23 protein-coding genes are annotated in these 21,040 nt (G+C 72.0%); 11 read left to right on the forward strand and 12 right to left on the reverse strand.

The features are described from left to right. The first annotated feature begins 17 nt into the window (after positions 1–17). The gene (locus I4J89_RS07860; protein WP_196413167.1) at positions 18–842 is read left to right on the forward strand and encodes an endonuclease/exonuclease/phosphatase family protein; all 825 of its coding nucleotides are present in this window, start codon (positions 18–20) and stop codon (positions 840–842) included. Here the strand turns inward: I4J89_RS07860 and I4J89_RS07865 are convergent. From I4J89_RS07865 to I4J89_RS07875, 3 genes are all read right to left on the reverse strand, one after another. After that, positions 812–1,186 (reverse strand): gamma-glutamylcyclotransferase family protein, encoded by a 375-nt coding sequence (locus I4J89_RS07865; protein ID WP_196413168.1) that lies wholly within the window; start codon positions 1,184–1,186, stop codon positions 812–814. The two genes, I4J89_RS07860 and I4J89_RS07865, sit on opposite strands and share 31 nt — an antisense overlap. A 308-nt stretch (positions 1,187–1,494) precedes the next feature. Next, positions 1,495–2,151 (reverse strand): response regulator transcription factor, encoded by a 657-nt coding sequence (locus I4J89_RS07870; RefSeq protein ID WP_196413169.1) that lies wholly within the window; start codon positions 2,149–2,151, stop codon positions 1,495–1,497. Beyond that, positions 2,148–3,179 (reverse strand): sensor histidine kinase, encoded by a 1,032-nt coding sequence (locus tag I4J89_RS07875; protein WP_196413170.1) that lies wholly within the window; start codon positions 3,177–3,179, stop codon positions 2,148–2,150. Before I4J89_RS07875 ends, I4J89_RS07870 begins: the two co-directional genes overlap by 4 nt. An 86-nt stretch (positions 3,180–3,265) precedes the next feature. On the opposite strand from I4J89_RS07875, the gene I4J89_RS07880 reads away from it, so the two are divergent. Genes I4J89_RS07880 through nudC form a run of 4 tightly spaced genes read left to right on the forward strand, consistent with a single transcriptional unit; the run spans position 3,266 to position 7,098 of the window. Then, a complete protein-coding gene (locus I4J89_RS07880) occupies positions 3,266–3,985 on the forward strand; it encodes an ABC transporter ATP-binding protein (protein ID WP_196413171.1) in 720 nt (239 codons plus the stop codon). Continuing rightward, positions 3,982–5,478, forward strand: coding sequence for a DUF1349 domain-containing protein (locus tag I4J89_RS07885; RefSeq protein ID WP_196413172.1), 1,497 nt, complete (start codon positions 3,982–3,984; stop codon positions 5,476–5,478). The genes I4J89_RS07880 and I4J89_RS07885 overlap by 4 nt, the downstream gene beginning before the upstream one ends. Then, the gene (locus I4J89_RS07890; RefSeq protein ID WP_196413173.1) at positions 5,475–6,170 is read left to right on the forward strand and encodes an ABC transporter permease; all 696 of its coding nucleotides are present in this window, start codon (positions 5,475–5,477) and stop codon (positions 6,168–6,170) included. Before I4J89_RS07885 ends, I4J89_RS07890 begins: the two co-directional genes overlap by 4 nt. A gap of 19 nt (positions 6,171–6,189) precedes the next feature. Beyond that, positions 6,190–7,098 (forward strand): NAD(+) diphosphatase, encoded by a 909-nt coding sequence (gene nudC / locus I4J89_RS07895; protein ID WP_196413174.1) that lies wholly within the window; start codon positions 6,190–6,192, stop codon positions 7,096–7,098. Positions 7,099–7,100: 2 nt separating this feature from the next. Here nudC and I4J89_RS07900 read toward each other — a convergent pair whose 3' ends face one another. After that, a complete protein-coding gene (locus I4J89_RS07900; RefSeq protein WP_196413175.1) occupies positions 7,101–7,946 on the reverse strand; it encodes an alpha/beta fold hydrolase in 846 nt (281 codons plus the stop codon). Further along, positions 7,943–8,476 (reverse strand): GNAT family N-acetyltransferase, encoded by a 534-nt coding sequence (locus I4J89_RS07905; RefSeq protein WP_196413176.1) that lies wholly within the window; start codon positions 8,474–8,476, stop codon positions 7,943–7,945. The genes I4J89_RS07900 and I4J89_RS07905 overlap by 4 nt, the downstream gene beginning before the upstream one ends. 103 nt (positions 8,477–8,579) lie before the next feature. Between I4J89_RS07905 and I4J89_RS07910 the strand changes: the two genes are divergently transcribed. Continuing rightward, complete coding sequence (locus I4J89_RS07910; protein ID WP_196413177.1) at positions 8,580–9,500, forward strand: TetR/AcrR family transcriptional regulator C-terminal domain-containing protein; 921 nt, start codon at positions 8,580–8,582, stop codon at positions 9,498–9,500. Here the strand turns inward: I4J89_RS07910 and I4J89_RS07915 are convergent. Together I4J89_RS07915 and I4J89_RS07920 are read right to left on the reverse strand one after the other, a co-directional pair. After that, positions 9,475–10,152: a class F sortase gene (locus I4J89_RS07915; protein ID WP_196413178.1), complete on the reverse strand. Its 678-nt coding sequence runs from the start codon at positions 10,150–10,152 to the stop codon at positions 9,475–9,477. The genes I4J89_RS07910 and I4J89_RS07915 overlap by 26 nt on opposite strands. Next, on the reverse strand, positions 10,149–10,973 hold the full coding sequence (locus I4J89_RS07920) for a DUF4397 domain-containing protein (RefSeq protein ID WP_196413179.1): 825 nt from the start codon (positions 10,971–10,973) through the stop codon (positions 10,149–10,151). Before I4J89_RS07920 ends, I4J89_RS07915 begins: the two co-directional genes overlap by 4 nt. A gap of 156 nt (positions 10,974–11,129) precedes the next feature. On the opposite strand from I4J89_RS07920, the gene I4J89_RS07925 reads away from it, so the two are divergent. Together I4J89_RS07925 and I4J89_RS07930 are read left to right on the forward strand one after the other, a co-directional pair. After that, positions 11,130–11,708: an RNA polymerase sigma factor gene (locus tag I4J89_RS07925; RefSeq protein ID WP_196413180.1), complete on the forward strand. Its 579-nt coding sequence runs from the start codon at positions 11,130–11,132 to the stop codon at positions 11,706–11,708. Beyond that, a complete protein-coding gene (locus tag I4J89_RS07930; RefSeq protein WP_196413181.1) occupies positions 11,662–12,390 on the forward strand; it encodes an anti-sigma factor in 729 nt (242 codons plus the stop codon). The genes I4J89_RS07925 and I4J89_RS07930 overlap by 47 nt, the downstream gene beginning before the upstream one ends. A 71-nt stretch (positions 12,391–12,461) precedes the next feature. Here I4J89_RS07930 and I4J89_RS07935 read toward each other — a convergent pair whose 3' ends face one another. The 3 genes from I4J89_RS07935 to I4J89_RS07945 form a co-directional block, all read right to left on the reverse strand. Next, a complete protein-coding gene (locus tag I4J89_RS07935) occupies positions 12,462–12,620 on the reverse strand; it encodes a hypothetical protein (RefSeq protein ID WP_196413182.1) in 159 nt (52 codons plus the stop codon). A 116-nt stretch (positions 12,621–12,736) separates the two neighbouring features. Further along, positions 12,737–13,192, reverse strand: coding sequence for an STAS domain-containing protein (locus I4J89_RS49375; protein ID WP_196413183.1), 456 nt, complete (start codon positions 13,190–13,192; stop codon positions 12,737–12,739). Positions 13,193–13,298: 106 nt separating this feature from the next. Then, positions 13,299–15,644 (reverse strand): ATP-binding protein, encoded by a 2,346-nt coding sequence (locus tag I4J89_RS07945; protein ID WP_196413184.1) that lies wholly within the window; start codon positions 15,642–15,644, stop codon positions 13,299–13,301. 141 nt (positions 15,645–15,785) lie between these two features. Here I4J89_RS07945 and I4J89_RS07950 point away from each other — a divergent pair, with 141 nt between their 5' ends. Then, on the forward strand, positions 15,786–16,823 hold the full coding sequence (locus I4J89_RS07950) for a hypothetical protein (protein WP_196413185.1): 1,038 nt from the start codon (positions 15,786–15,788) through the stop codon (positions 16,821–16,823). Positions 16,824–16,935: 112 nt separating this feature from the next. Continuing rightward, positions 16,936–18,411 carry a GGDEF domain-containing protein gene (locus tag I4J89_RS07955; RefSeq protein WP_196413186.1) on the forward strand — a complete coding sequence of 492 codons (1,476 nt, stop codon included), beginning with the start codon at positions 16,936–16,938 and terminating at the stop codon, positions 18,409–18,411. Positions 18,412–18,666: 255 nt separating this feature from the next. Here the strand turns inward: I4J89_RS07955 and I4J89_RS07960 are convergent, their stop codons facing one another. Further along, on the reverse strand, positions 18,667–19,380 hold the full coding sequence (locus tag I4J89_RS07960; protein WP_309238230.1) for a sulfotransferase family protein: 714 nt from the start codon (positions 19,378–19,380) through the stop codon (positions 18,667–18,669). A gap of 160 nt (positions 19,381–19,540) precedes the next feature. Between I4J89_RS07960 and I4J89_RS07965 the strand changes: the two genes are divergently transcribed. After that, positions 19,541–20,098 (forward strand): GAF domain-containing protein, encoded by a 558-nt coding sequence (locus tag I4J89_RS07965; protein ID WP_196413187.1) that lies wholly within the window; start codon positions 19,541–19,543, stop codon positions 20,096–20,098. Between the two features lie 6 nt (positions 20,099–20,104). Here the strand turns inward: I4J89_RS07965 and I4J89_RS07970 are convergent, their stop codons facing one another. Then, entirely contained in the window at positions 20,105–20,983 is an 879-nt protein-coding gene (locus I4J89_RS07970; protein ID WP_196413188.1) for a bile acid:sodium symporter family protein, read from the reverse strand. Positions 20,984–21,040 lie beyond the last annotated feature (57 nt).

Genomic DNA, 21,040 nt, shown 5'->3' on the forward strand with positions numbered 1-21,040 from the left:
CATTGCGGGTGCTGACGATGAATCTCTGGAACCGGCACGGAGCCTGGCAGCGGCGCCGATCGATTCTCGCCGACGGGCTGCGCCGGCTCGCGCCGGATGTGGTGGCCTTCCAGGAGGCCGTCGTGGCCGACGGATACGACCAGGTCAGCGACCTGCTCGGGCCCGGGTACCAGGTGGCGCACCAGACCGGCCGGGAGGCGGACGGCTCCGGCTGTTCGATCGCGAGCCGGTGGCCGCTGGACCGGCACGAGGAGGTGCACCTACGGGTGACGCCACGGGTCGATCCGGCTGAGCTGGCGGGGCGACTGGCACTGGTGGAGATCGCCGTTCCGGCACCGATCGGACCGCTGCTGGTGGCACACCACAAGCCGTCGGGCTGGCTCGGCTACGAACGGGAGCGGGAGCTGCAGGCGGTCGCCGCGGCCCGGCGGATCGAGCAGCGCCGGGGTGACCGCGACGCGCATGTGGTGCTGCTCGGGGATTTCGACGCGGAGCCGGACAGTGCCAGCATGCGGTTCTGGTCCGGCCGCCAGTCGCTGGACGGATTCAGCGTGGCGTACCGCGATGCCTGGGCCGCGATCCGGCCCACCGGGCCCGGTCACACGTTCTCACCCGACAACCCGCTGGTGACCGGCGGAAACTGGCCGTTGGAGCTGGGCCGGCGGATCGACTACGTCCTCGTTCGCTGCGACCGGCACGGACCCACGCTGCGGGTCACCGGCTGCCGGCGCGTGTTCGACCAGCCGGTGGACGGAGTGTGGGCGAGCGACCACTTCGGCGTCGTTGCCGACCTCGCGGCGGTGCCCGGCGATCAGTCACGCTCCCGTACCCGGAGGGCGTAGATCGACGCCTCCAGGTCACCGGCGGAGCTGTGCACGATCGCTGTGACGCGCTGATAGCCCGGTCCCTCGAAGCGGTCGAGCCGTGACCAGTGAGCCGGCAGATCAGGCGATTCGAAGACGTGAACGTCGATGGCGGTCCCGCCGGCATCGAGAACGAGTGCCGGGTAGCCGAGGTCGGTGCCCCAGCCGGCGTCAACCAGCCTCCCGTAGACCTGCCCCTCGAACCAGCGGCCTTCCAGCCCGTCGAGTTGATGATGGTTCGGCCGTCCCGGAGCCAGGGTTCCGTACGAAGCCAGGCGGAACAGAGCCGCCGCGCCGGTTCGAGGTTCGCTCTCGTGGTCCATCGTCGCCTCCGTCGTGGTCGGTTGCCGTGGCTTTCGGGACTCGCCGCCACGTGAACGTTGCCATGCCCAGGCACGCGAGCAGCCCGAGCCCGACGGCGGCGACGCCGAGCATCGGTGTGGTGAGCGCGACGACCAGGCAGAAGGCGAGATAGCAGGGCAGGCTGCGGACCAGGCCACCGAGCGTGTGGACCCCTGCGGTCGCGCCGTCACGGGCGACGGCGACCACAGTCAGCCGTGGTCGAAAGCGCGCTACGAGATGCAGCCGCCGCAATCGCGCGCAATCGCCCGGACATCGCGACCCTGGCCGGTCAGGCGATGCGGTAGCCGACGCCGGGGAGGGTGATGATCGCCGCCGGCTCGCCGAGTTTGCGGCGCAGCCGTCCCACCGTCACCGTGACCGTGTTGGTGAACGGGTCGGCGTTCTCGTCCCACACCTGTTCGAGCAGGGCCTCGCTGCTCAGGTATCCGGGCGCCGCGCGCATCAGGGCCTCCAGCACCGCGAACTCCTTGACCGACAGGTTCAGCCGGGCACCCGACCGGTTCGCGGTACGCCGGATCGGGTCGAGCTCCAGGGCACCGGCGACGAGCGTACGGGGGTGGGCCGCGGGCCGGCGGCGGGCCAGGGACCGGACGCGCAGCACCAGCTCGGGGAAGTGGAACGGCTTCGCGAGGTAGTCGTCGGCGCCGAGCGTGAGGCCGCGTACCCGGTCGTCGGCGGAACCGGCGGCGGTCAGCATGAGCACCATCGCCCGCTCCGGCCGGCTGGTGATCATCTCGCAGAGGACGTCACCGTTCAGGCCGGGCAGGTCCCGGTCGAGGACCACCACGTCGTACGCGTTCACGTCGAGTTTCGCGGCCGCCGCCAGCCCGTCGAGCGCCACGTCGACCGCCATGCCCTGGTCGCGCAGCCCCTCGGCGACCACCTCGGCGAGTGCGGCCGCGTCCTCCACCACCAGCACCCTCACGGCAGCCGGATCTCCACCCGCAGCCCGCCCTCGGGCCGGGCCCGCATGCTGAGCGACCCGCCGTGCGCCGAGGCCACGGCCGAGGCGATCGCCAGGCCCAGTCCCATGCCGGTTCCGGTACGGTCGGCGCCGAGGCGGCGGAACGGGCGGCCGAGCGTGGCCACCTGACCGGGGTCGAGGACCACGCCGTCGTTCTCCACCACGATCGTGCCGGGGGAGAGGGCCACCCGCATCCACCCGCCGGGCTCGTTGTGCCGTACCGCGTTGTCGACGACGTTGGACATCATCCGCCCGAGCAGCACCGGGTTGCCGACCGTGACGAAGTCGGCGCCCTCGACCGGCACCCCGGCCGGGATCAGCGACGTCACCGCCACCGGCGTACGGCCGTCGAGCGCGCCGTGCTGCGCGCGGGCCAGCACCAGCAGGCCCTCGAGGAGCCGTTCGAGCTGGTCCAGCTCGACGCGGACCCGGCCGGCGAGCTTCACGACCTCGGCGGGCGGCGCGGGCTTGGCCTCCGCCACGTCGATCGCGGCACGCATCGTGGCCAGCGGCGTGCGCAGCTCGTGCGAGGCGTCGGCGACGAACCGGCGCTGCGCCGCGAACGCCTCCTCGAGACGTTCGAGCACATCGTCGATGGTGTCGGCGAGCGCCTTCACCTCGTCCGACGGCCCGGCCACGGCGAGCCGCGAGTGCAGGTTGTCGGCGGTGATCCGCCGGGTGGCCGCGGTGATGGTACGCAGCGGCCGCAGCACCCGCCCGGCCGCGGCCCGGCCCAGCAGCAGCGACACCAGCAGCATGACGGCCAGGGCGACGAGCGCGCCGACGAGCAGCTGCCGGATGTGGATGGCCGCGGAATCGTCGAGTTGCTGTTGCAGCCGGGCGATCTGCTCGGCCGCCGGTGCCGGCGGACCGGCCGGCACGCTTCTGGCCGAGCTGAAACTGAACGCCGCGGTGATCGCGAGCAGCCCGGCGCCGGAGACCAGGAACAGCACGCCGTACAGAAGTGTGAAACGCAGCCGGACGCCCATCCGCCCAGCATGCCCTGCCGGAGATAACAGTGGCATGACAGCTGTCGTCGCGCCCGGGTTAGGCCCGGCTCCGTAGAAACACCGGCATGACAGCCACCATCGAAGTGAACGGACTACGCAAGCGGTTCGGCCCGGCGGTCGCCCTGGACGGGATGACGTTCGTCGTGCGGCCGGGCCACGTCACCGGTTTCGTCGGCCCGAACGGCGCCGGCAAGTCGACCACGCTGCGGATGATCGTCGGCCTGGACCGGCCGGACGCCGGGACGGCGACCATCGGCGGCCGCCACTACGCCGAGCTGACCCGGCCGATGCGGCACGTGGGTGCGCTGCTCGACCCGCACGCGCTGCACCCCGCCCGGACCGGCCGCAACCACCTGATGTGGCTGGCCGCCTCGCAGGACCTCCCGGGCAGCCGGGTCGACGAGGTGCTGGCGCTGACCGGGCTCGCCGACGTCGGCCGGCGCGCGGCCGGCGGCTACTCGCTGGGTATGCGGCAGCGGCTCGGCGTGGCGGCGGCGCTGCTCGGCGATCCGCCGGTGCTGCTGCTCGACGAGCCGTTCAACGGGCTCGACCCGGCCGGGATCGTCTGGATGCGCGACCTGCTGCGGGAACTGGCCGCCGAGGACCGCTCGGTGCTGGTCTCCAGTCATCTGATGAGCGAGCTGCAGGACATGGCGGGACACGTGGTGGTGGTCGGCCAGGGCCGGGTGATCGCCGCCGCCGACGTGAACGACCTGGTCGGCGAGTACGCGTCGCTGGAGACGGCGTACCTGGAGCTGACCGCCGGCGCGGGAGGCATCCGATGATCCTGCGCGCCGAATGGATCAAGTTCCGGACCGTGCCGACCTGGACGGCCGGTCTCGCGGCCGCGGCGCTGCTCGTGGTGGCGCTCGGCTGCCTGTTCGCCTCCGGCAGCCAGATGTCCTGCATGGAGGGCACCCGCGAGGTCAAATGTCCGGCGCCGCCGACCAACGCGGACGGCGTCGCGGTCGAGGACAAGTTCACCTTCGTGCACCGGGCGCTCACCGGCGACGGCTCGATCACCGCGCGGGTGGGTGAGCTCGACGGCACGATCACCTACCCGCCGCCCAACCACGACCAGATCGTGTCCGGGATCGTGCCGTGGTCGAAGGCCGGGCTCATGGTCAAGGACGGGACGAACCAGGGCGCCGACTACGCCGCGGTGCTGCTCACCGGCGCGCACGGCGTACGCATGCAGCATGGCTTCACCCACGACCAGGTCGCGCCGGACTTCGCATCCGCCCGGGCGGCCTGGCTTCGCCTCACCCGGGCCGGCGAGCAGATCACCGGCTTCGTCTCCGCCGACGGCACCACCTGGCAGAAGATCGATACCGTACGCCTGAAGGGCCTGCCCGCCACCGTGCGGATCGGCCTGTTCGTCACCTCGCCGAGTGGGGTGACCGTCAACGAACAGTCGCAGGGCGGGCACACCGTCCAGGCCCGGTTCACCCAGTCCACCGCTAGGTTCTCGCAGGTCACCCCGGCCGGTGGGTGGACCGGCACGCTGGTCGGCCACAGCGACTACCGCACCGGCTGGCAGAAGACCCACCCGCCCGGGCACACCGAGTCCGGCGGCGTGCTGACCGTGGCCGGAGCCGGTGACATCGCGCCGCAGACCCACGCCGAGGGCCTGCCGGTGGAGCGCGTCCTGACCGGGGTGTTCGCCGGGCTGGTGCCGCTGATCGTGGTGGCGGTGCTGTGCGGGACGGCCGAGTTCCGGCGCCGGATGATCGGGACCACACTGGTCGCGATGCCGTACCCGGGCCGGGTGTCCGCCGCGAAAGCCGCGGTGGTGGGGGCGGCGTCGCTGGTCGCGGGACTGGCGGCGGTCGCGGTGACCCTGTCGGTGGGGTTGCGGATGCTCGGCGCGAACGACGTGATCGTCCTGCCCGTGCCGTGGACGACCACCCTGCGGATCGCCGTGGGCACGGCGCTCCTGCTGGCGCTGGCGGGCGTTTTCGCGTACGGGATGGGGTCCTTGCTGCGACGGGCCGTGCCGGCCGTGGTGGCGGTGACCGCTCTCCTGGTCGCGCCGCCGATCCTGGCCGTGACGTCGGTGCTGCCGCCCGGGCTCGGTGTGTGGCTGCTGCGCCTCACCCCGGGCGCCGCCTTCGCGATCCAGCAGGGCGTCCCCGCCTACCCGCAGCTGTCCGCGCCGCAGACGGTGTTCGACGGCTACTTCCCGCTGGCGCCGTGGGCGGGCCTGGGCGTACTGGGGCTGTATGCGCTGGTCGCGGTCGCCGCGGCGACCTGGCGGCTGCGGCGGGGCGCCGCGTGAGGGCCGCGCTCCGGGCCGAGTGGGCGAAGCTGCGCACCGGTCCGGCCGGCCTAGCCGTGCCGCTGTTGCTGGCGGGCCTGCTCGCCGCCGCCGGCGCGGCGCTCGGCGACCGGGCGATCGACCCGGTGCAGTTGCGGCTGCTGGGCGTCCGTCTCGCGCAGGCGGCCGTGGCCGCCGCCGGCGTGCACCTGCTCGCCGGCGAGTACGGCACCGGCCTGATCCGGACGACGCTGCTCGCCGTCCCGCGCCGCCTGCATCTGCTCACCGCCAAGGCCGCCCTGCTCACCGCGGGTGTCGTCCCGGTGGCCGTGCTCGGCGTCGGCGTGGCTGTGGCCACCCTGCCGCCGGGCGCCGCGATGCTGCGGGCCGCCGCCGGGTCGGTCGTCTACCTGATCCTGATCGGTCTGCTCGGTCTGGGCACAGCGGCCGTCGTGCGCAGTTCCGCGGTGGCCACCGGCATCGTCCTGGCCCTGCTCTACCTGATGCCGATGATCCTGCGGATGGTTCCGGACGACGACTGGCAACGCGCGCTGTACCGGCTCACCCCGGCGACCGCGGTGCAGACTCTGGCGACCACCGTGGACACCGCGGCGTTGCCGATGGGTCCGTGGGCGGCGCTGGGTGTGGTGGCGGCGTGGAGCGCGGGTGCGCTCGCTCTCGGCGCCCTGACCCTGTGTCGCCGCGACGCCTGACCTCCGGTAGAGATGAGCCATGACCTTCGAGGGCTTGGCCTACACGCACACGCCGCACGACCGGGCCGGGAGCCGGCGGGACGACCCGGACTGGGTCGGCACCCAACTCGCCCGCCCGGACGCCCAGATCATCCCGATCTGGCGGAACCGCTGCCTGATCCGCGCCGGCCGTCCCGTCGTGCTGGACGGCCGGGACGGCGCGGCGGTGCGTACGGCGGCGAGCCAGACCGTGCTGCTCGGCCTGGACGAGGCGGCGCCCGTCTTCGCCGTCGACGTCGGCGGCCAGGACGAGGAGGCGGTGCTCAGCATGGCGAACGCGGAGGGCAGCGCGGACCTGCGGTCGCTCGCCGCGCTCTCGCCGCACTCGCTGACGGCCACCCTCGCGTACGCCCGTGGGCTGCTCTACTGGCACCGGCACGCCCGGTTCTGCGGGTCGTGCGGATCGGCCACCCGCAGCGCACAGGCCGGACACGTCCGCCAGTGCACCGGACCGGACTGCGCCCGCCAGCTGTTCCCGCGCATCGAGCCGGCCGTCATCGTGCTGGTGGAAGCTCCCGGTCCCGAGCCCCGCTGCCTGCTGGCCCGGCACCGTGGCGCGGGTCCGGACGGCTTCGCGCTGATCGCCGGCTTCGTCGAGGTCGGCGAGAGCCTGGAGGGCGCGGTACGCCGTGAAGTGGCCGAGGAGGCCGGGGTCAAGATCGGCTCCGTGGCGTACCGCGCCTCACAGGGCTGGCCGTTCCCGGCCGGACTCATGGTCGGCTTCGGCGCGCAGGCGGTCGACGACAGCATCGCGGTGGACGGGTCGGAACTGGTGGAGGCCCGCTGGTTCAGCCGCGCCGAGGTCCGGGAGCGGCTTGCCGGCGGACCGGGCTCCGGGCCGGTGGACTCCATCGGCGGGCACCTGCTGCGCGAGTGGGCGGCGCGGTAACCTCAGCCGCCGGTGAGCTCGGCGAGGAGCCGCACCACGTCCGGCCGGTCGAACGGGCCGACGTGGGGTGCGTCGATGCTACGTACATCGGTGGGGTTGTCCGGGGTGAGCCGGTCGGCCTCGGCGATGAACCGGTCCTGGAGCGCGAGCGGGATCAGCCGGTCCTGGGTGAAGCGCACGTAGGTTCGCGGGATCCGGCCCCAGGTGTGCGCCTCGCCGCGGGCCTCGGCCTGCGGGATGGCCGCGGGCTCGTCGGGCTCCAGCATGTTGAGCACCCGTCGCACCCCGTCGTCGGTGAAGTCGCCGGCGAGGCTCCGCTTGACGGCGTCGAACACCGCGGGGTCCGCCGAGCGCCAGTTCACCCGATTCACGCCCAGCGTCGCCGGGTCGGCCACGATGGCGCGCTGGATGAGCGGCAACAGGCTGTCGCGGTTCTCCGGCTCGTCGAGGTACGCCACGATGCTGGGCAGCTCCACGCAGCAGTACGCGGCGAGATAGACGACCCGGTCGAGGAGTTCCGGGATCACGTTGCCGACCCGGCTCAGGGTGACGCCGCCCTGGCTGGCGCCGGCCAGGATCACCGGCCCGAGGCGGCGGGCCCGGCGTACCACGTCGACAGTGCGCTCGACGTAGTCGTCGATGGTGAGCTTCGCGAGCGGCGACGGCTCGCCGGCCAGCGCGGCGAGATCCTGCGGTGCCTGGTAGGCGCGGGGGTAGAAGGCTTCGACGCCGTGGCCGGGCAGGTCGACGGCGACCGCCCGATGGCCGCGCAGGGTGAGCTCGCGGATCAGTCCGGCGCACCAGAACGAGGAGGAGTTGGTGCCGTGGACGAAGATCAGGGTGGTCATCGGTTTTCTCCTGACGGTCGGCGCTGCATGGGCCATACGGGAGGGCTGTCGGCGACGCGTACCGGATCGCCGGTGTCGGCGAAGCCGTGCCGGAGGTAGAGCGCGCGGCTTCGTGCCGAGCTGGCCTCCAGGTGGACGGGGAGCCCGTCGGCGTCGGCGCGGGCGAGCCGGCGCCGCAGCATCGCCGAGCCGACTCCGGAGCCTTGCCGGGCGCCGACGACGCCCATGCACGGGAGGTACAGGTGCGGCTCGTCGTCCGGGTGTCGCTGTGCCAGCGCGTCGCCCAGGGCTCGCAGCCGGCCGGTGCCTTCGCCGCCGTAGGGCGCCTGCGCCGCGGCCAGCGTCAGCCAGATCGCGGCGCCCGTGCCGTCGGCGGCCAGGTCCGCCTCGGCGCCCGGATGGGTGAGCAGTGCGCGGTAGAAGCCCAGCTGTGCGTCGGGCCGTTCCTGGGGCTCCGGGAAGAGCCAGCGGACGAGGGGATCGTCCGTGAACGCTTCGACGAGAACGGCGAGAACCATGTCGACTTTCATGCGTACACCGTATTCGGCATGGCGGTCCGAGCCGCTTCCTGAGCTTAGAAACGTGGATTAGTGAACTAGTACGGTGCGGATTCGACTAGTACACTTTGCGGCTGTGCCGCCGTCCTCACGCCGACCCGACCCGCCCTACCTGCGGATCGCGGCCGAGCTCCGCGCCCGGATCCTCTCCGGTGCCCTGCGACCCGGGGACCGGGTGCCGTCCGCCCGGCAGATCGCCGAGCGCTGGGACGTGGCCATCGCGACCGCGACCAAGGTGATGGCGGCTTTGCGGGCCGAGGGTCTGGTCGAGGCGAGGGTCGGATCCGGCACCGTGGTCAGCGCGTCCCCGGCTCCTGATCAGCCGCCTGGCGTCCCCAGGCAGGCCTTGAACCGCGAACAGGTGGTCCGGGCCGCCATGGCGATCGCCGACCGCGAAGGGCTGGCCGCCGTCTCCATCCGGCGACTGGCGATCGAGTTGGGTGTCCGGCCGATGTCGCTCTACCGTCACGTGGCCACCAAGGACGAGCTGGTGGCGTACATGACCGACGAGGCGTTCGGCGAGCCCGACCTCCCGGTCCCCGGTCCCGACGGCTGGCGGCCCAAGCTCGAACTGATCTCCCGGAGCCAGTGGGCGCTGTGCCGGAGACACACCTGGCTACCCCGGGCCGTCTCGTTCACCCGCCCGATGCTGGTGCCGAACATGATGGCCCACACCGAGTGGACGCTGCGCGCCCTGGACGGGCTTGGCCTGCCGATGACCACCCGCGTCCAGGAGGCGCTGACCCTGCACGCGCTGGTCGTGACGGTCGCGATCGCCATGGCGAATGAGGCCGAGGCCGAACAGGAGACCGGCGTGTCGTCCGCCGCCTGGTGGTGGTCGCAACGATCCCGCACCGACGACCTGCTGGCCCGGTTCCCGTTGCTGGCGGCGGTGCCCGAGCGGGCGGCGGCCGACCTGGACGGCCTGTTCGAGTACGGCCTCGCCCGTCATCTCGACGGCCTGGCCGTCCTCATCGAACGAGGGCAGCCGCGGTGATCACCACGTTGTCGCGGTAATGGCGCGTCCGGGAGTCGAACGGGCCGCCGCAAGTGATCAGGGTGAGCCGTGCCGCGCCGTCGCGGGCGAAGTACTTCCGCAGGGGGATCGCCGTCTTGCGGTACCGCTCGCGGGCCACCACCTCGAACGTCCGGGCCCGCTCTCCCGGGCCGGTCAGCGTCACCACGTCGCCGGCCCCGAGCGAACCGAGCCGGAAGAAGGCACCCTCACCCGCCGCCGCGCTGTCGACGTGCCCCGCGATCACGATGGATCCGGCCGTGGCGGCGAAGCCCGGCCCGTACCGGTACCAGCCGACCCGGTCCACGCTCGGCGGCACGGCGAACTCGCCGGTCTTCGCGTCGATGCCGACGGCATCGACGGCTGCGTCCAGCCGCAGCGCGGGGATGCGCAGCCGGGCCGGCGCGTCGGTCGCGGTCGCAGTCGGCAGCCGGCCGTCGATGATCGGTACGGTCGCCGCGCTCGGCGCCGACGAGGCCAGCGTGGCCACCACCGGCTGGCCGAAGTCGTCCGCCGGCTGGGACCGCCACACCGCGAGGCCCGACACCACGGCCAGAACCACGCCGGCGGCCAGCAGGGGCACGGTACGCCCCGGACGGCTCCGGGGCGTACCGCGGTGATCGAGCAGGCTCATCGGCGTCCGGTGGCCAGGCGTGCCAGGCCGAGCAGGAGCAGCAGGATGCCGGCCGCACCGGCGCCGTACCAGGGCAGTGCGGCGCCCCGGTCGGCCCGGCCGCCGTCGCCGCTGGGCACCCCACCCGGCGCGGAGTGCAGCCCGGTGATCGTCTGCGACACGATGCCGAGCGTCTCGTCCTCGGCCGAGCCGACCGCGTACACGATGGTCGCGGCACCCTCGGCGAGGTCCAGGTCGGCCGGGCCGAGCACCCGCGTGCCGGTGCCGGCCAGGACGACGTCGGCGGAGACGGTACCGGCGCCGAGGTCGGCCTTGGCCTCCTTCGGGTTGGTGAGGCCCTCGAAGACCGGTTCGCCGCCGGCCCGGACGTCGACGGCGGGCGCCGCCGCGGTGTGCCGCACGATCAGCCGGGTCTTGCCGGCCGCGAGTTTGGCAGTGTCGTTGACGAACGGGGTCAGCGTGGGCTCGCCGTCCGCGCTGAGGTGGGCGACGAGGCTGAGGTTCGCGTCGCCGGGCACCTCGGCGTCGTCGACACTGAGCAGTGCCTCGCCGATGGCGTCGCCGGGCTTGGTGAGCGCGATGTCGTACTGGCCGGCGGGCAGGCTCAGCGGGCCGGCCACCTTGCCCGGCTCGAAGTCCGGGATGGTCTTCTCCCCGTTGACGTAGACGTCCACCGGCTGGCCGGGGATGCCGTGTACCACGGTCACCTGGGCGTTCGCCTTGGCGAACGCCGGGCCGGGGAAGAACGCCCCGGCGGTGCCGAGACCGATCAGGGTCACCGCGCCGACCGTGACCGCGCTGCGTAGGGGCAGGATGCGCATGGAAACTCCTCGAACGGATCGTCGTTGGCTCCTTCCCCCGGTCCTTCGCCGCGACGGCGGCCCGCGGATGCGGCGGCGGGCAATGAAATCTGGGTGCATCCATCGGCGGTTCGCCGAGCGAAAGAGGGGGAGAAGCTGTGTGTGGGAAGGAGGTCGATGAGCTCCGACGACGAGCTCGCCGAGCGATTGCGCGACGGCGACGAGAAGGCTCTGCGTGCGGCATATGACCGGCACGGTGCGGCCGTGCTGTATCTGGCTCAGCGGCTGCTGGGCAACCGGGCGGACGCCGAGGACGTCACCCAGGTGACGTTCGTGGCGGCGTGGACCGGGCGCGATTCGTTCGATCCGCAGCGCGGCACCATGCTGGGCTGGCTGCTGGGGATCGCGCGGCGCAAGGCGGTCGACCGGATGCGGTCGGCGGCGCGCGACGATCGGGTGACCGAGACGGTACGCGCTCAGCTCGCTCCACCGGACGAGCGGGAGACGCCGGAACGGATCGTCGACCGCCTGGTCGTCGCCGACGAGCTGGGCCGGCTGCCCGACGAGCAGCGCCGCACCCTGGAGCTGGCGTTCTACGACGATCTCACCCATCCACAGATAGCCGCCGTCACCGGGTTGCCGCTCGGTACGGTCAAGAGCCATATCCGGCGTGGAATGGCGAACCTGCGACGTCGTTGGGAGGTGGACGGTGCAGCATTTGGATCCCGATCGGCTGGTCCTTCTCGCGCTCTCTGAGGAGCAGCAGGAGCTGAGCGAGACCGACCACCTGGCGCAGTGTGCCGGCTGCCGGCACGACCTCGACAGCCTGCGGGAGGTCGCCGACCTCGGCGTGGAGGCTCAGGACCTGCGAGACCTGCCGCCGCCCCCGGAACAGATCTGGCGCGCGATCGAAGCGGACGTGGCCCGTACCCGGGAAGCTGTCACAAACCCGGCACCGCCCGTCGGCCTGGCCGGACGCCGGCGTCGCGCGGCCCGGAACCGGCCCCGCTGGCTGATGCCGGTGATCGCCGCGGCGGCGGCCGCGGTCGTCGCGGTGGCCGGCACGGTAGCGGTCGACCGGTTCACCGGGCGCCCCGCGACCGAACAGGTGATGGCCCGGGCGACGCTGACCCCGCTGGACACGGTTCCGCAGGCGGCGGGCGGCGACGCCCGCGTGCTGGCCGACGGCCAGATGCGCATCGACGTGCGCAATCTGCCGCTGACCACCGGGTTCCACGAGGTCTGGCTGATCGACCCGGACGACCTCACCAAGATGGTGGCCCTCGGCAGCCTGACCGGCGCGCCGGACGTGGTGCTGCCGGTACCGCCCGGTACCGACCTCAACCGGTACCGCCTGGTCGATGTGAGCGACGAGCCGCATGACGGCGACGCCGCGCACTCGGGCCGCAGCCTGCTGCGGGGAACCCTCACGTCGTAGCTGCGCCGGAAGCGAAGGACGGGGTGGTGGCGCTGAGGCCACCGCCCCGTTCCCAGCGGCTCACCGGTGAACTATCGAAGCGCCCGGCGGCCCTTCATGACGCCGAGGACGATCGCGGCGATCAAGGCCACCACGCCGATGATCAACAGCCACTTCAGGGCCTTCAGGAACAGGCCGAGCAGGATCAGCACGACGGCGATGACGCCCACGGCGACGACCAAGGAACGCATGTCAGTCTCCTTCTGCGGTGATCACCCGGGTATGCCCAGACCGGTCATCGCTCAACCGGCGAAGGCGCCGGCCGGGCACAGGTGTGCCCGGCCGGCGCGTCGTCCTCGTCGGCTGTTCAGACGGTGCCCAGCTCGATGCCGACGGCGAAGCCGGCCATGCCGCTCGAACGCCACACATAGGTGACGGCCGGTGACAGGCGGACCAGGCGGCAGCCGAGCGCGCGGCTGAGCGCCCATCGTTGCGCGCTCAGCAGGGCGCGCAGGCCGGCCCCGTCGCAGAAGTCGACCTGAGCCAGATCCATCACGACGTCCTGGACGCCGTCAGCGGCCATCAGCCCGCGGATCTGCCCGCCGAGATCGTCGGCGTTGGCGACGTCGATGTCGCCGATCAACGTGATCGTGAGCTCGGTGCCGTCCCGCCGGGACGCGACGTGGAGCCACGGGCCCGGATCGGCCAGGGCGTCCCCGGACCACGGATCTCGCACGCTCAGCCCGGGTGCTCCTGCCGGTGACCGCAACGGCCACACGATGGTGCTGCGGGCGGCGTCATGGGTGCATTCAACAGAGACCACCGGGTTTCCCTCCCTGGGTTGTCACCACGGTCAGGAACACAGTGCCGGACGAAGCCGGGTTCGCGCGTCCGTGAGGATACGGAGATCGGTACGTACTTTTCGCGCCTCAGCGCTGGGCCGTGAACCAGGCGGCCACCTGTGCCCGGTTGGTGAGCCCGAGCTTGCCGAGAATGTGCTCGACGTGAGTTTCCGCAGTACGGCGCGAAATGACCAGTTTCGCCGCGATCTCCCGGTTCGACAGGCCGTCGGCGAGCAGCTCGGCGATCTCCCGTTCCCGGCGGGTCAATGACGCGGACGCGTCCACGGGTGCGGGCACCGCCGCGGGTTGCGGGGGCGGTTGGCCCAGGGCGAAGGCGACCGCCTCGTCCAGCGACAACCGCTGGCCGCGGGCGAAGGCGGCCCGATACGCCTGCTGACCGAGCGCGGTACGGGTGCGCTGCTCGTACTCTTCGTGATGCTCCGCCAGCTTCGGGAAGAAGGACGGCCGGGCACCCATGGTGTGCGCGAGCCGGGTGACGGCGCCCAGCAGGACGGCCGCCCGTTCGGCCCGGCCCTCGTCGCAGGCGATCCAGGCCATCGTGTCCAGGCACCAGGCGGTGCCGAGGATGTCGTCGACGCTGCGCAGGCGGTGCAGGCTCTCCCGCAGGCGGGTGGTCGCGGCCTCGCGGTCACCCTCGCTCCACAACCCGAGCCCGAGGATCCACAGCGCGAATCCGACGTAGTACGTCTCACCGCGAGGCTGGCAGATGGCCAGTATCGTCTCGTGGTGCGCGGCGGCTCCGGCCGTGTCGCCGCGCATCACCCGTGTTATCGCGAGCCCGGTGAGGACGTTGGCTCGCCAGAAGACGTACTCGTTCCCGGGTTCGGTCGCGAACACGGCGGCAGCACGCTGGAAGGCGAGCTCCGCCTCGACGAGATCGCCGGCCATCTCGCCGGCGCCCTTGCTGCCGTCCGCGAAGGCATACCCGAGTGCGTCACCTCGCTGCGCGGCGGCCTCGTACCCCTGCCGCGTGCGTTCGCTGACGGCGGCCAGGTCACCCTGCAGGCACGCCAGTGTGGCACCGACGTTCAGTGCCTTGAGCCGGGCCACGGTCGGCCCGCCCGGCCGGGCCAGGGCCTGGTCCACCCAGGAACGGCCCTCGCGGTAGAGGCCGTGGATGGCCCAGTAGAGGTACAGGCTGGCGGCGATCGTCAGCGCCGCCTCGCCCCCGTCCGGATCGGCCAGGCTGTAGTCCAGCGCCGCGCGCAGGTTCGGCAACTCCCGGCCCACCCGCGCGAACCCTTCCACCTGCCGCGGGCTGATCAGGTCGGCCTCGAACCGGCGGGCCAGGCCGGTGTACCAGTCGCGATGCCGGCGCTGCAACGTGTCCCGTTCGCCGGCCTCGATCAGTTTCTCCTGGCCGTAGTCGCGCAGGGTCTCCAGCATCCGGTACCGGGCGACACCACCCACCTGCTCGCTGGCCAGGACGGACTTGTCCACCAGCCCCGCCACCACCTCGAGCAGGTCCCCGGCCGGCAACAACTCGTCGTCGCAGATGCCCTCGATGGCGTCCAGCTCGCACCCGCCGGCGAACACCGACAACCGCGCCCACAACACCCGTTCCGGCTTGGCACACAGCTCGAACGACCAATCCGCACACGCGCGCAGCGTCTGCTGCCGCTCAGGCGCGGTACGGCTACCCCGGCTGAGCAGCGCGAACCGCTCGGTCAACCGGTCCAGGATCTGCCCCGGCGCCAGCACCCGCACCAGGGCCGCGGCGAGCTCGAGGGCCAGCGGCAGCCCGTCCAGCCGGCGGCACAGTTCGGCCACCACCGCCGCGGTCTCCTCGGTCAGCGCGAAGCCCGGCACGACGCCCCGGGTACGCGCGACGAACAGCGCCACCCCCTCGTACCGCTCCACCTCGGCGACGCTGACCGCCTCGCCCGGCTGCGGGGTCGGTAGCGGCGGCACCGCGAACAGCACCTCACCGGGCACCAGCAGCGGCTCCCGGCTGGTGGCCAGAAGGCGCAGGCCCGGGCAGCCCTGCAGTAGCGACTCCGCCAGCACCGCGCCCACCGGCAGCAGATGCTCACAGTTGTCCAGCACCAGCAGCGCCCGCCGGCCGGCCAGATGCGTGATCAGCTGCTCGGTCGGTGACCCGGCGCCGGCCTGTTCCCGCAGCCCCAGCGCGGACATCACCAGATAGGCCAGCACGTCCGGATCCTGGATCTCCAGGATCAGCATCTCCGGGCCGCGCAGCGCGGTAAGGTCCACGAACCAGACCCCGTCCGGGGAGCTTCGCCGCAGCTGGTCGGCGGTCCGCAGTGCCAGCCTGGTCTTGCCGGCACCGCCCACCCCGGTCAGCGTCACCAGCCGCGCCCCGCCGAGCAGCCGCTTCACCTCGGCCACCTCGTGCCGGCGGCCCACGAAACTGGTCAGCTCCAGCGGCAGGTTTCCACCTGTCCTCGGCATGACACCCACCCTTCGCGGCCCTGCCAGTTCTGACCTCCTTAACACACCCGGCGCCCGGAAAGGGGTGAACAACACCATCCACCACACTGTCGATGCGCCCGCGGCCGGTGCGGTGCTCCGCTGATCACCTAGCCTTCAGCGATGTTCCTCTTTACGATGCGCTTCGCCGTGCGATACCTGTTCGGCGGCCCGATGCCGGAGATGCCGGAGTTCGACCCCGAGCTGGCCCTCACCGAGCCGGTGCTGCGGGAAGCGCGGGACCGGGCCCGGGCTGGTGACTGGTGGGCCGCACGCAAGGTGGTCGAGGACGCCGGTACGGACTGGGACGTGCGGATGTGGCGGCTCGGCACGCTGGCCGAACTGGCCGAGAAGGACGACGGCTGGCTCTACGCCTGGCTGCGGGCCGAACCGTCGGACCCGGACGCCGTGCTCGTGCAGGCCATGGCGCTGCACAAACGAGCCTGGGAGGCGCGGGGCGGCGCGTCCGCCGACGACACCACGGCGGAGCAGTTCACCAACTTCCACCAGATGTCCGCGTCGGCCGCGCAGGTCGCCCAGCGTGCGATCGTCCTCGCCCGGCCGGGCGATCCGGTGCCCTGGGAGGTGATGCTGGGCACGATGTTCGCCGGTGGGCGCGGATCCTTCGACGAGGTGTACGCCGAGGGCCGGCGGCGCGACCCGTACAACTTCCACCTGCATTGGCGGGCGATCACCCTGCGGTCCGAGAAATGGTACGGCTCGCACGAGCAGATGTTCGGGCTCGCCCGCGGCGTGGCCGCCGCGGCGCCGCCGGGTCACCGGTCGGTACTGCTGCCGCTGTACGCCCATTTCGAGTACGCGCTGCGCGAGTTCGCCTGGGGCACGTTTCACCGGCGACAGCTGAGCCGGACCCGCAGGTACTTCCGCGGTCCCGAGGTGCGCCAAGAGGTCGAGCAGTGGATCGCCAAGTTCCTGGCCGGCTCGCCCGGTGCCGCCCCGCTCGGCATCGTCCGCAACCGGATGGCGGTGTACTACTGCCTGACGCAGCAGCGCCCGCAGGCGAAGGCGGTCTTCGACGAGCTCGGCCAGTACGTCACGCCGGCGGTGCAGTGGAACCACTTCTGGGGCGACAGCGAGTTCGGCTACTTCAAGAACTGGTGGTGGGCGAACGGCCTGATCACCTGGCCCGGTGAGCGGTGAGATCCGACCACTCCGCCGACCCTCGTTCGCGTGATCCGGCGGTGAGGTGCAGAACGGTGGTTTACCGGCCGTGGTTCTCAGCTCGCCGGCGGTTCCGCCGAAGCAGCAGGGCATGAGGAACGGCGGCATGGCTTCGGACGCGCTCACCACGGTGCTGCGCGCCGGTGGTGGTTCCGTCGCCGAGCAGGTCGACCGGGCTCTGGCGCTGCTCCTGGAGCAGTTCGGCATGCAGGTCGCCTACGTCAGCGAGTTCCGCGGCGACCAGCGCGTCGTGACCCACTCCCGCTCGGTGCCCGGTGGTCCGGTGCTGCCGGTCGGCACCACGCACCCGGCCGCCGACACCCTGTGCCATCTCGTCGCCGCCGGAGCCCTGGAGCCGTTGATCCCCGACGCCCGGCAGCACGCCGTGATGGCCGGCCACCCGCACACCGCGGCGTTCGGCATCGGCGCCTACGCCGGTGTGCCGCTGCGCCTGAACGGCCAGGTCGCCGGTGCGGTCTGCGTCGCCTCCCCGGACCCCGCCGTCCTGGTGGAGGCGCGCGACGAGGCGACATTGCGTACGCTCGCCGCCCACCTGGGCGAACTGCTCGCCGACCCGGACCTGCCGCCCGCGAGGATCCCGGCGAGCGGTCTGGAGACCATGGCCCGCCCGCTGCTGCGCCTGCTCCAGCAGGTCACCGGCCTGGAAGGCGTCTATCTCACACTGCGTGACGAAACGGCCGACAATCTGATGGTCGCGTACGCCGACGAGGCCACCGCCCTGGGCTTCGCCGAGGGAAGTTCCCTGCCGTGGCAGGCCTCGCTGTGCCACCGGGTGATCAGCAGCGGTACGACCAGCATCACCGATCAATGGGAGCACTGGGAAGCGGCGCGCCTCGCCGGCATCGCCACCTGGCTCAGCGTGCCGGTACGCGACCTCGAAGACCGCGTCATCGGCACCCTCTGCGGTGGCAGCCGGAGTGGCAAACCGGTCGGCGACCATGCCGTCTCCATGGCGCACACCGTCTCCCAGCTGGTCGCCGACCAGCTGGCCCGGGAGGCCGCACACCTCGCCGAGGTCAACCGTGCCGCCCACCTCCAGCAGCGCGTCGACGGGCTGCGCGACAGTGTGGAACGCGACTCGCTGACCGGCCTGGCCAACCGGGCCGGCATTCACCGCTGGTTGCAGGCGGCCCTGCCACGGGTGTGCGACGGCGAGCGGACGCTGATGGTGGCATTCCTCGACGTCGACCGGTTCAAGCCGATCAACGACACGTACGGGCACGCGGTGGGCGACGAGATCCTGCGCGGGCTGGGCGACGGGCTGCGCGCCTTCGGCCGCGTGGACGACCTGCGCGGACGCCTCGGCGGCGACGAGTTCGTCGTCGCCGCCGTGCTCCCGGCCACCGCGGACCGGGAGGCCTGGGCGGACCGGGTCGGCGCCGCCGCTCACGTACGCGTGGGTGACGTGCACGCCGGTGCCAGCATCGGGGTCGCCGCGGTCACCGACCCGCGGACCAGCGTGGAGCAGGTGCTGCACCGCGCGGACGAGGCCATGTACCGCCGCAAACACCGCACGCGCGACGCGCTGACGACCGCGATCTTGTGAAATCGTGGCGCACCGGGTGCGCCTGATTGCCACAAGATCGGGGGTGGGGAGGCTGTTTCCCGGCGGGCGCGCTGGGGCGGTGCGGGCAAGCGCGCCTCGCGCTGGGAGAGCGGGGACGGGTCGGCTTCGGCGGGACGGCCGTCACGCGTACCGAAGAGGTGATGATCTTGTTCGGCCCACACTCAATGCTGACTCAACGGCCTCAAGACAGCCCTCACGTTGGGCCGAGAAGCGGATCCTGACCGCGAAGGCTGTCTAGCGGCTGCGCCGCTTGGGGGTCCATCGCAGGAGCGGCCCGTAGACGAGCCGGGCGAAGTACGGCGCCGTGGTCCGGCGGAAGTCCGCGGAGCTGTTGTCGCGGGGGAAGGGCCGGCCGGGCACCGGCGTGCCGAGAAACTCGCACAGGGGCGCCCACCCGTCGGCGGCCTGGAAGGTCAGCAGCCGGCCGGCCGGGAAAGCGGCCCGCACCTGCTCGATGTGCCGGGTGAACGCCGAGGTCATGTACGCGCGGTCGGCGAGGCGGTCGTCGAAGAGGGGCTGTTCGACGGTTTCCCGCGTCATGGCGAGAAACGCGCGGAGGTCCGGGCTCAACGCCTCCGCCACGCGGGCCCCTATCCGGGCGGGTCCGCGCGGTGGATCGATACGTATCTTGAAGATGGTCTTGCGGACGCTGTCGTACCAGGAGTCCGGGTCGCGGACGGTGAGCACCAGTTTCGCGTCCGGGTAGGCGTCGGCGAGTTCGCGCCAGTAGGCCGCGACCGGCCAGTCGACCGCGCTGCGGTAGCCGTCGAAGACCCGGTCCCAGTCCGGTTCCGCACCCCGGGCGATGTCCAGCCACTGCCGCACGCGCCGGTGATCGCTCATCACGTCGAGCATGTGGTAGCACGGTCCGAGCCCGAGTGTTCCCAGCGCCGACCTGAGCGACGTGGTGCCGGTGCGCGCGAAGCCGATCCCGATCACCTGCAGCACTGTCGTCCTCCACGACTCATCGGATTCATGCTCGTCAATCATTGTGCTGATCGCACTCGTGCGGCGCCACGGCGAATCGGACAGGGTGTGCGACAGCCTGTCGCGCACGCTCATTAGGTTCGATATCACCTTGAGCGACCATCTAGCCGAGGAGGGTCCTATGAGGTGCAGCGGTACCTATGAGTACCTGGACGGCCCCGAGGAGCAGGCGCGGCTCAATGCCGTGCGCCGCTATCAGCTGGTGGACGAGCCGGTCGACGACACCTACGAACGGATCGCGTTCATCGCCGCCGCTCTCTTCGACACTCCGATCGCGACGGTGTCGCTGGTCGAGGAGAAGCGGATCTGGCTGGCCGCCGCCTACGGCCTGCCCGGCGTCCGCGAGGTCGGGCCGGAACCCGGCCTGTGCGGCTCGGCCATCGCCCAGGACGGCGTCTATGTGGTCAACAACGCGGCCACCGACCCGCGCACGCGCGAGCACCCTCTCGTCCGTGGCGAACTCAGCCTCCGGTTCTACGCGGCAGCGCCGATCCGGGCCTACGACGGCTACCGGCTGGGCACGGTCAACGTGATCGACAACCGGCCACGCGAGGCGACGGCACAACAGCTGACCGCGCTGGAGCACCTGGCCGCGACGGTGGCCGACGAGCTCGAACTGCGCCTCATGGTGATCCGCGGCGCCATGGCCGAGCAGCGCATGCGGGAGACGCTCCGCTGAGTACGGTCACACGTGTGCTTCCGCGCGCTTCCACCGGCGGGTGACGAGGAGTCCGAAGGCGGCGGCCGTGAAGAACATGACGATGCCGTACACGGCGGCGGGAATCGCCATCTCGGTGCTGTTCAGCAGGGTGGGGCTGAGGGCGATCGTGATCGCCAGGGTGCTGTTGTGGATGCCGATCTCCATGCCGGCGGCGATCGACTCGCGCCTGCCGACGCCGGCCAGCCTCGGCGCGCCGTAGCCGATGGCGAGGCTCGCGACGTTGAAGATCAGGACCGCGATGCCGACGGCGACGAGGTAGTCCGCGACGTTCTCGCGTTCCTTGAACACCGTGCCCATGATCACCGCGACGAGCACGACGACGGACAGGATCTTGACGGGCCGGGCCAGGCGGTCGGCCAGCTGCGGGAACCGCGCCCGCAGCGCCATGCCGGCGGCGACCGGCACCAGGACGATCGCGAAGACCTGTAGCACCTTGTCGAACTGCAGACCGATGGATCCGGCGTCGCCGAGGAAGTGCGCCGCCGAGAGGTTCACGACCACCGGCAGCGTCACCACCGCGAGCACCGAGTTGACGGCGGTGAGGGTCACGTTGAGCGCCACGTGCCCGCCGAAGAGGTGGCTGTACAGGTTCGCCGTCGTACCGCCGGGTGACGCCGCGAGCAGCATCATCCCGACCGCCAGCTCGGGTCGCAGGCCGAGCGCGACGACCAGCCCGAAGCAGAGCGCCGGCAGCAGCAGTGTCTGGCAGGCGAGCGCGATCAGGGCCGGCCGGGGGTAGCTCACGACGCGGCGGAAGTCGGCGACGGTCAGGCCGAGGCCGAGACCGAGCATGATGATGCCGAGCGCGATGGGCAGCCCGACGGACGTCAATGGCGAGTTCATGGTGCGGCATTCTGCCCCGGCGGTCAGACGTGAGGAATCCTCGATTCAGCCACTGGT

The organism is Actinoplanes aureus (assembly GCF_015704865.1).
GTDB classification, from domain to species: Bacteria; Actinomycetota; Actinomycetes; order Mycobacteriales; family Micromonosporaceae; genus Actinoplanes; species Actinoplanes aureus.

Coding starts and splice junctions, on each gene's coding strand:
- I4J89_RS07945 (WP_196413184.1), bottom strand. CDS start 15,644: ATGCCGAGGACAGGTGGAAACCTGCCGCTGGAGCTGACCAGTTTCGTG.
- I4J89_RS07925 (WP_196413180.1), top strand. CDS start 11,130: ATGAGCTCCGACGACGAGCTCGCCGAGCGATTGCGCGACGGCGACGAG.
- I4J89_RS07915 (WP_196413178.1), bottom strand. CDS start 10,152: ATGAGCCTGCTCGATCACCGCGGTACGCCCCGGAGCCGTCCGGGGCGT.
- I4J89_RS07955 (WP_196413186.1), top strand. CDS start 16,936: ATGAGGAACGGCGGCATGGCTTCGGACGCGCTCACCACGGTGCTGCGC.
- I4J89_RS07970 (WP_196413188.1), bottom strand. CDS start 20,983: ATGAACTCGCCATTGACGTCCGTCGGGCTGCCCATCGCGCTCGGCATC.
- nudC (WP_196413174.1), top strand. CDS start 6,190: ATGACCTTCGAGGGCTTGGCCTACACGCACACGCCGCACGACCGGGCC.
- I4J89_RS07885 (WP_196413172.1), top strand. CDS start 3,982: ATGATCCTGCGCGCCGAATGGATCAAGTTCCGGACCGTGCCGACCTGG.
- I4J89_RS07860 (WP_196413167.1), top strand. CDS start 18: ATGAATCTCTGGAACCGGCACGGAGCCTGGCAGCGGCGCCGATCGATT.
- I4J89_RS07965 (WP_196413187.1), top strand. CDS start 19,541: ATGAGGTGCAGCGGTACCTATGAGTACCTGGACGGCCCCGAGGAGCAG.
- I4J89_RS07865 (WP_196413168.1), bottom strand. CDS start 1,186: ATGGACCACGAGAGCGAACCTCGAACCGGCGCGGCGGCTCTGTTCCGC.
- I4J89_RS07880 (WP_196413171.1), top strand. CDS start 3,266: ATGACAGCCACCATCGAAGTGAACGGACTACGCAAGCGGTTCGGCCCG.
- I4J89_RS07935 (WP_196413182.1), bottom strand. CDS start 12,620: ATGCGTTCCTTGGTCGTCGCCGTGGGCGTCATCGCCGTCGTGCTGATC.
- I4J89_RS07920 (WP_196413179.1), bottom strand. CDS start 10,973: ATGCGCATCCTGCCCCTACGCAGCGCGGTCACGGTCGGCGCGGTGACC.
- I4J89_RS07875 (WP_196413170.1), bottom strand. CDS start 3,179: ATGGGCGTCCGGCTGCGTTTCACACTTCTGTACGGCGTGCTGTTCCTG.
- I4J89_RS07950 (WP_196413185.1), top strand. CDS start 15,786: ATGTTCCTCTTTACGATGCGCTTCGCCGTGCGATACCTGTTCGGCGGC.
- I4J89_RS07900 (WP_196413175.1), bottom strand. CDS start 7,946: ATGACCACCCTGATCTTCGTCCACGGCACCAACTCCTCCTCGTTCTGG.
- I4J89_RS07905 (WP_196413176.1), bottom strand. CDS start 8,476: ATGAAAGTCGACATGGTTCTCGCCGTTCTCGTCGAAGCGTTCACGGAC.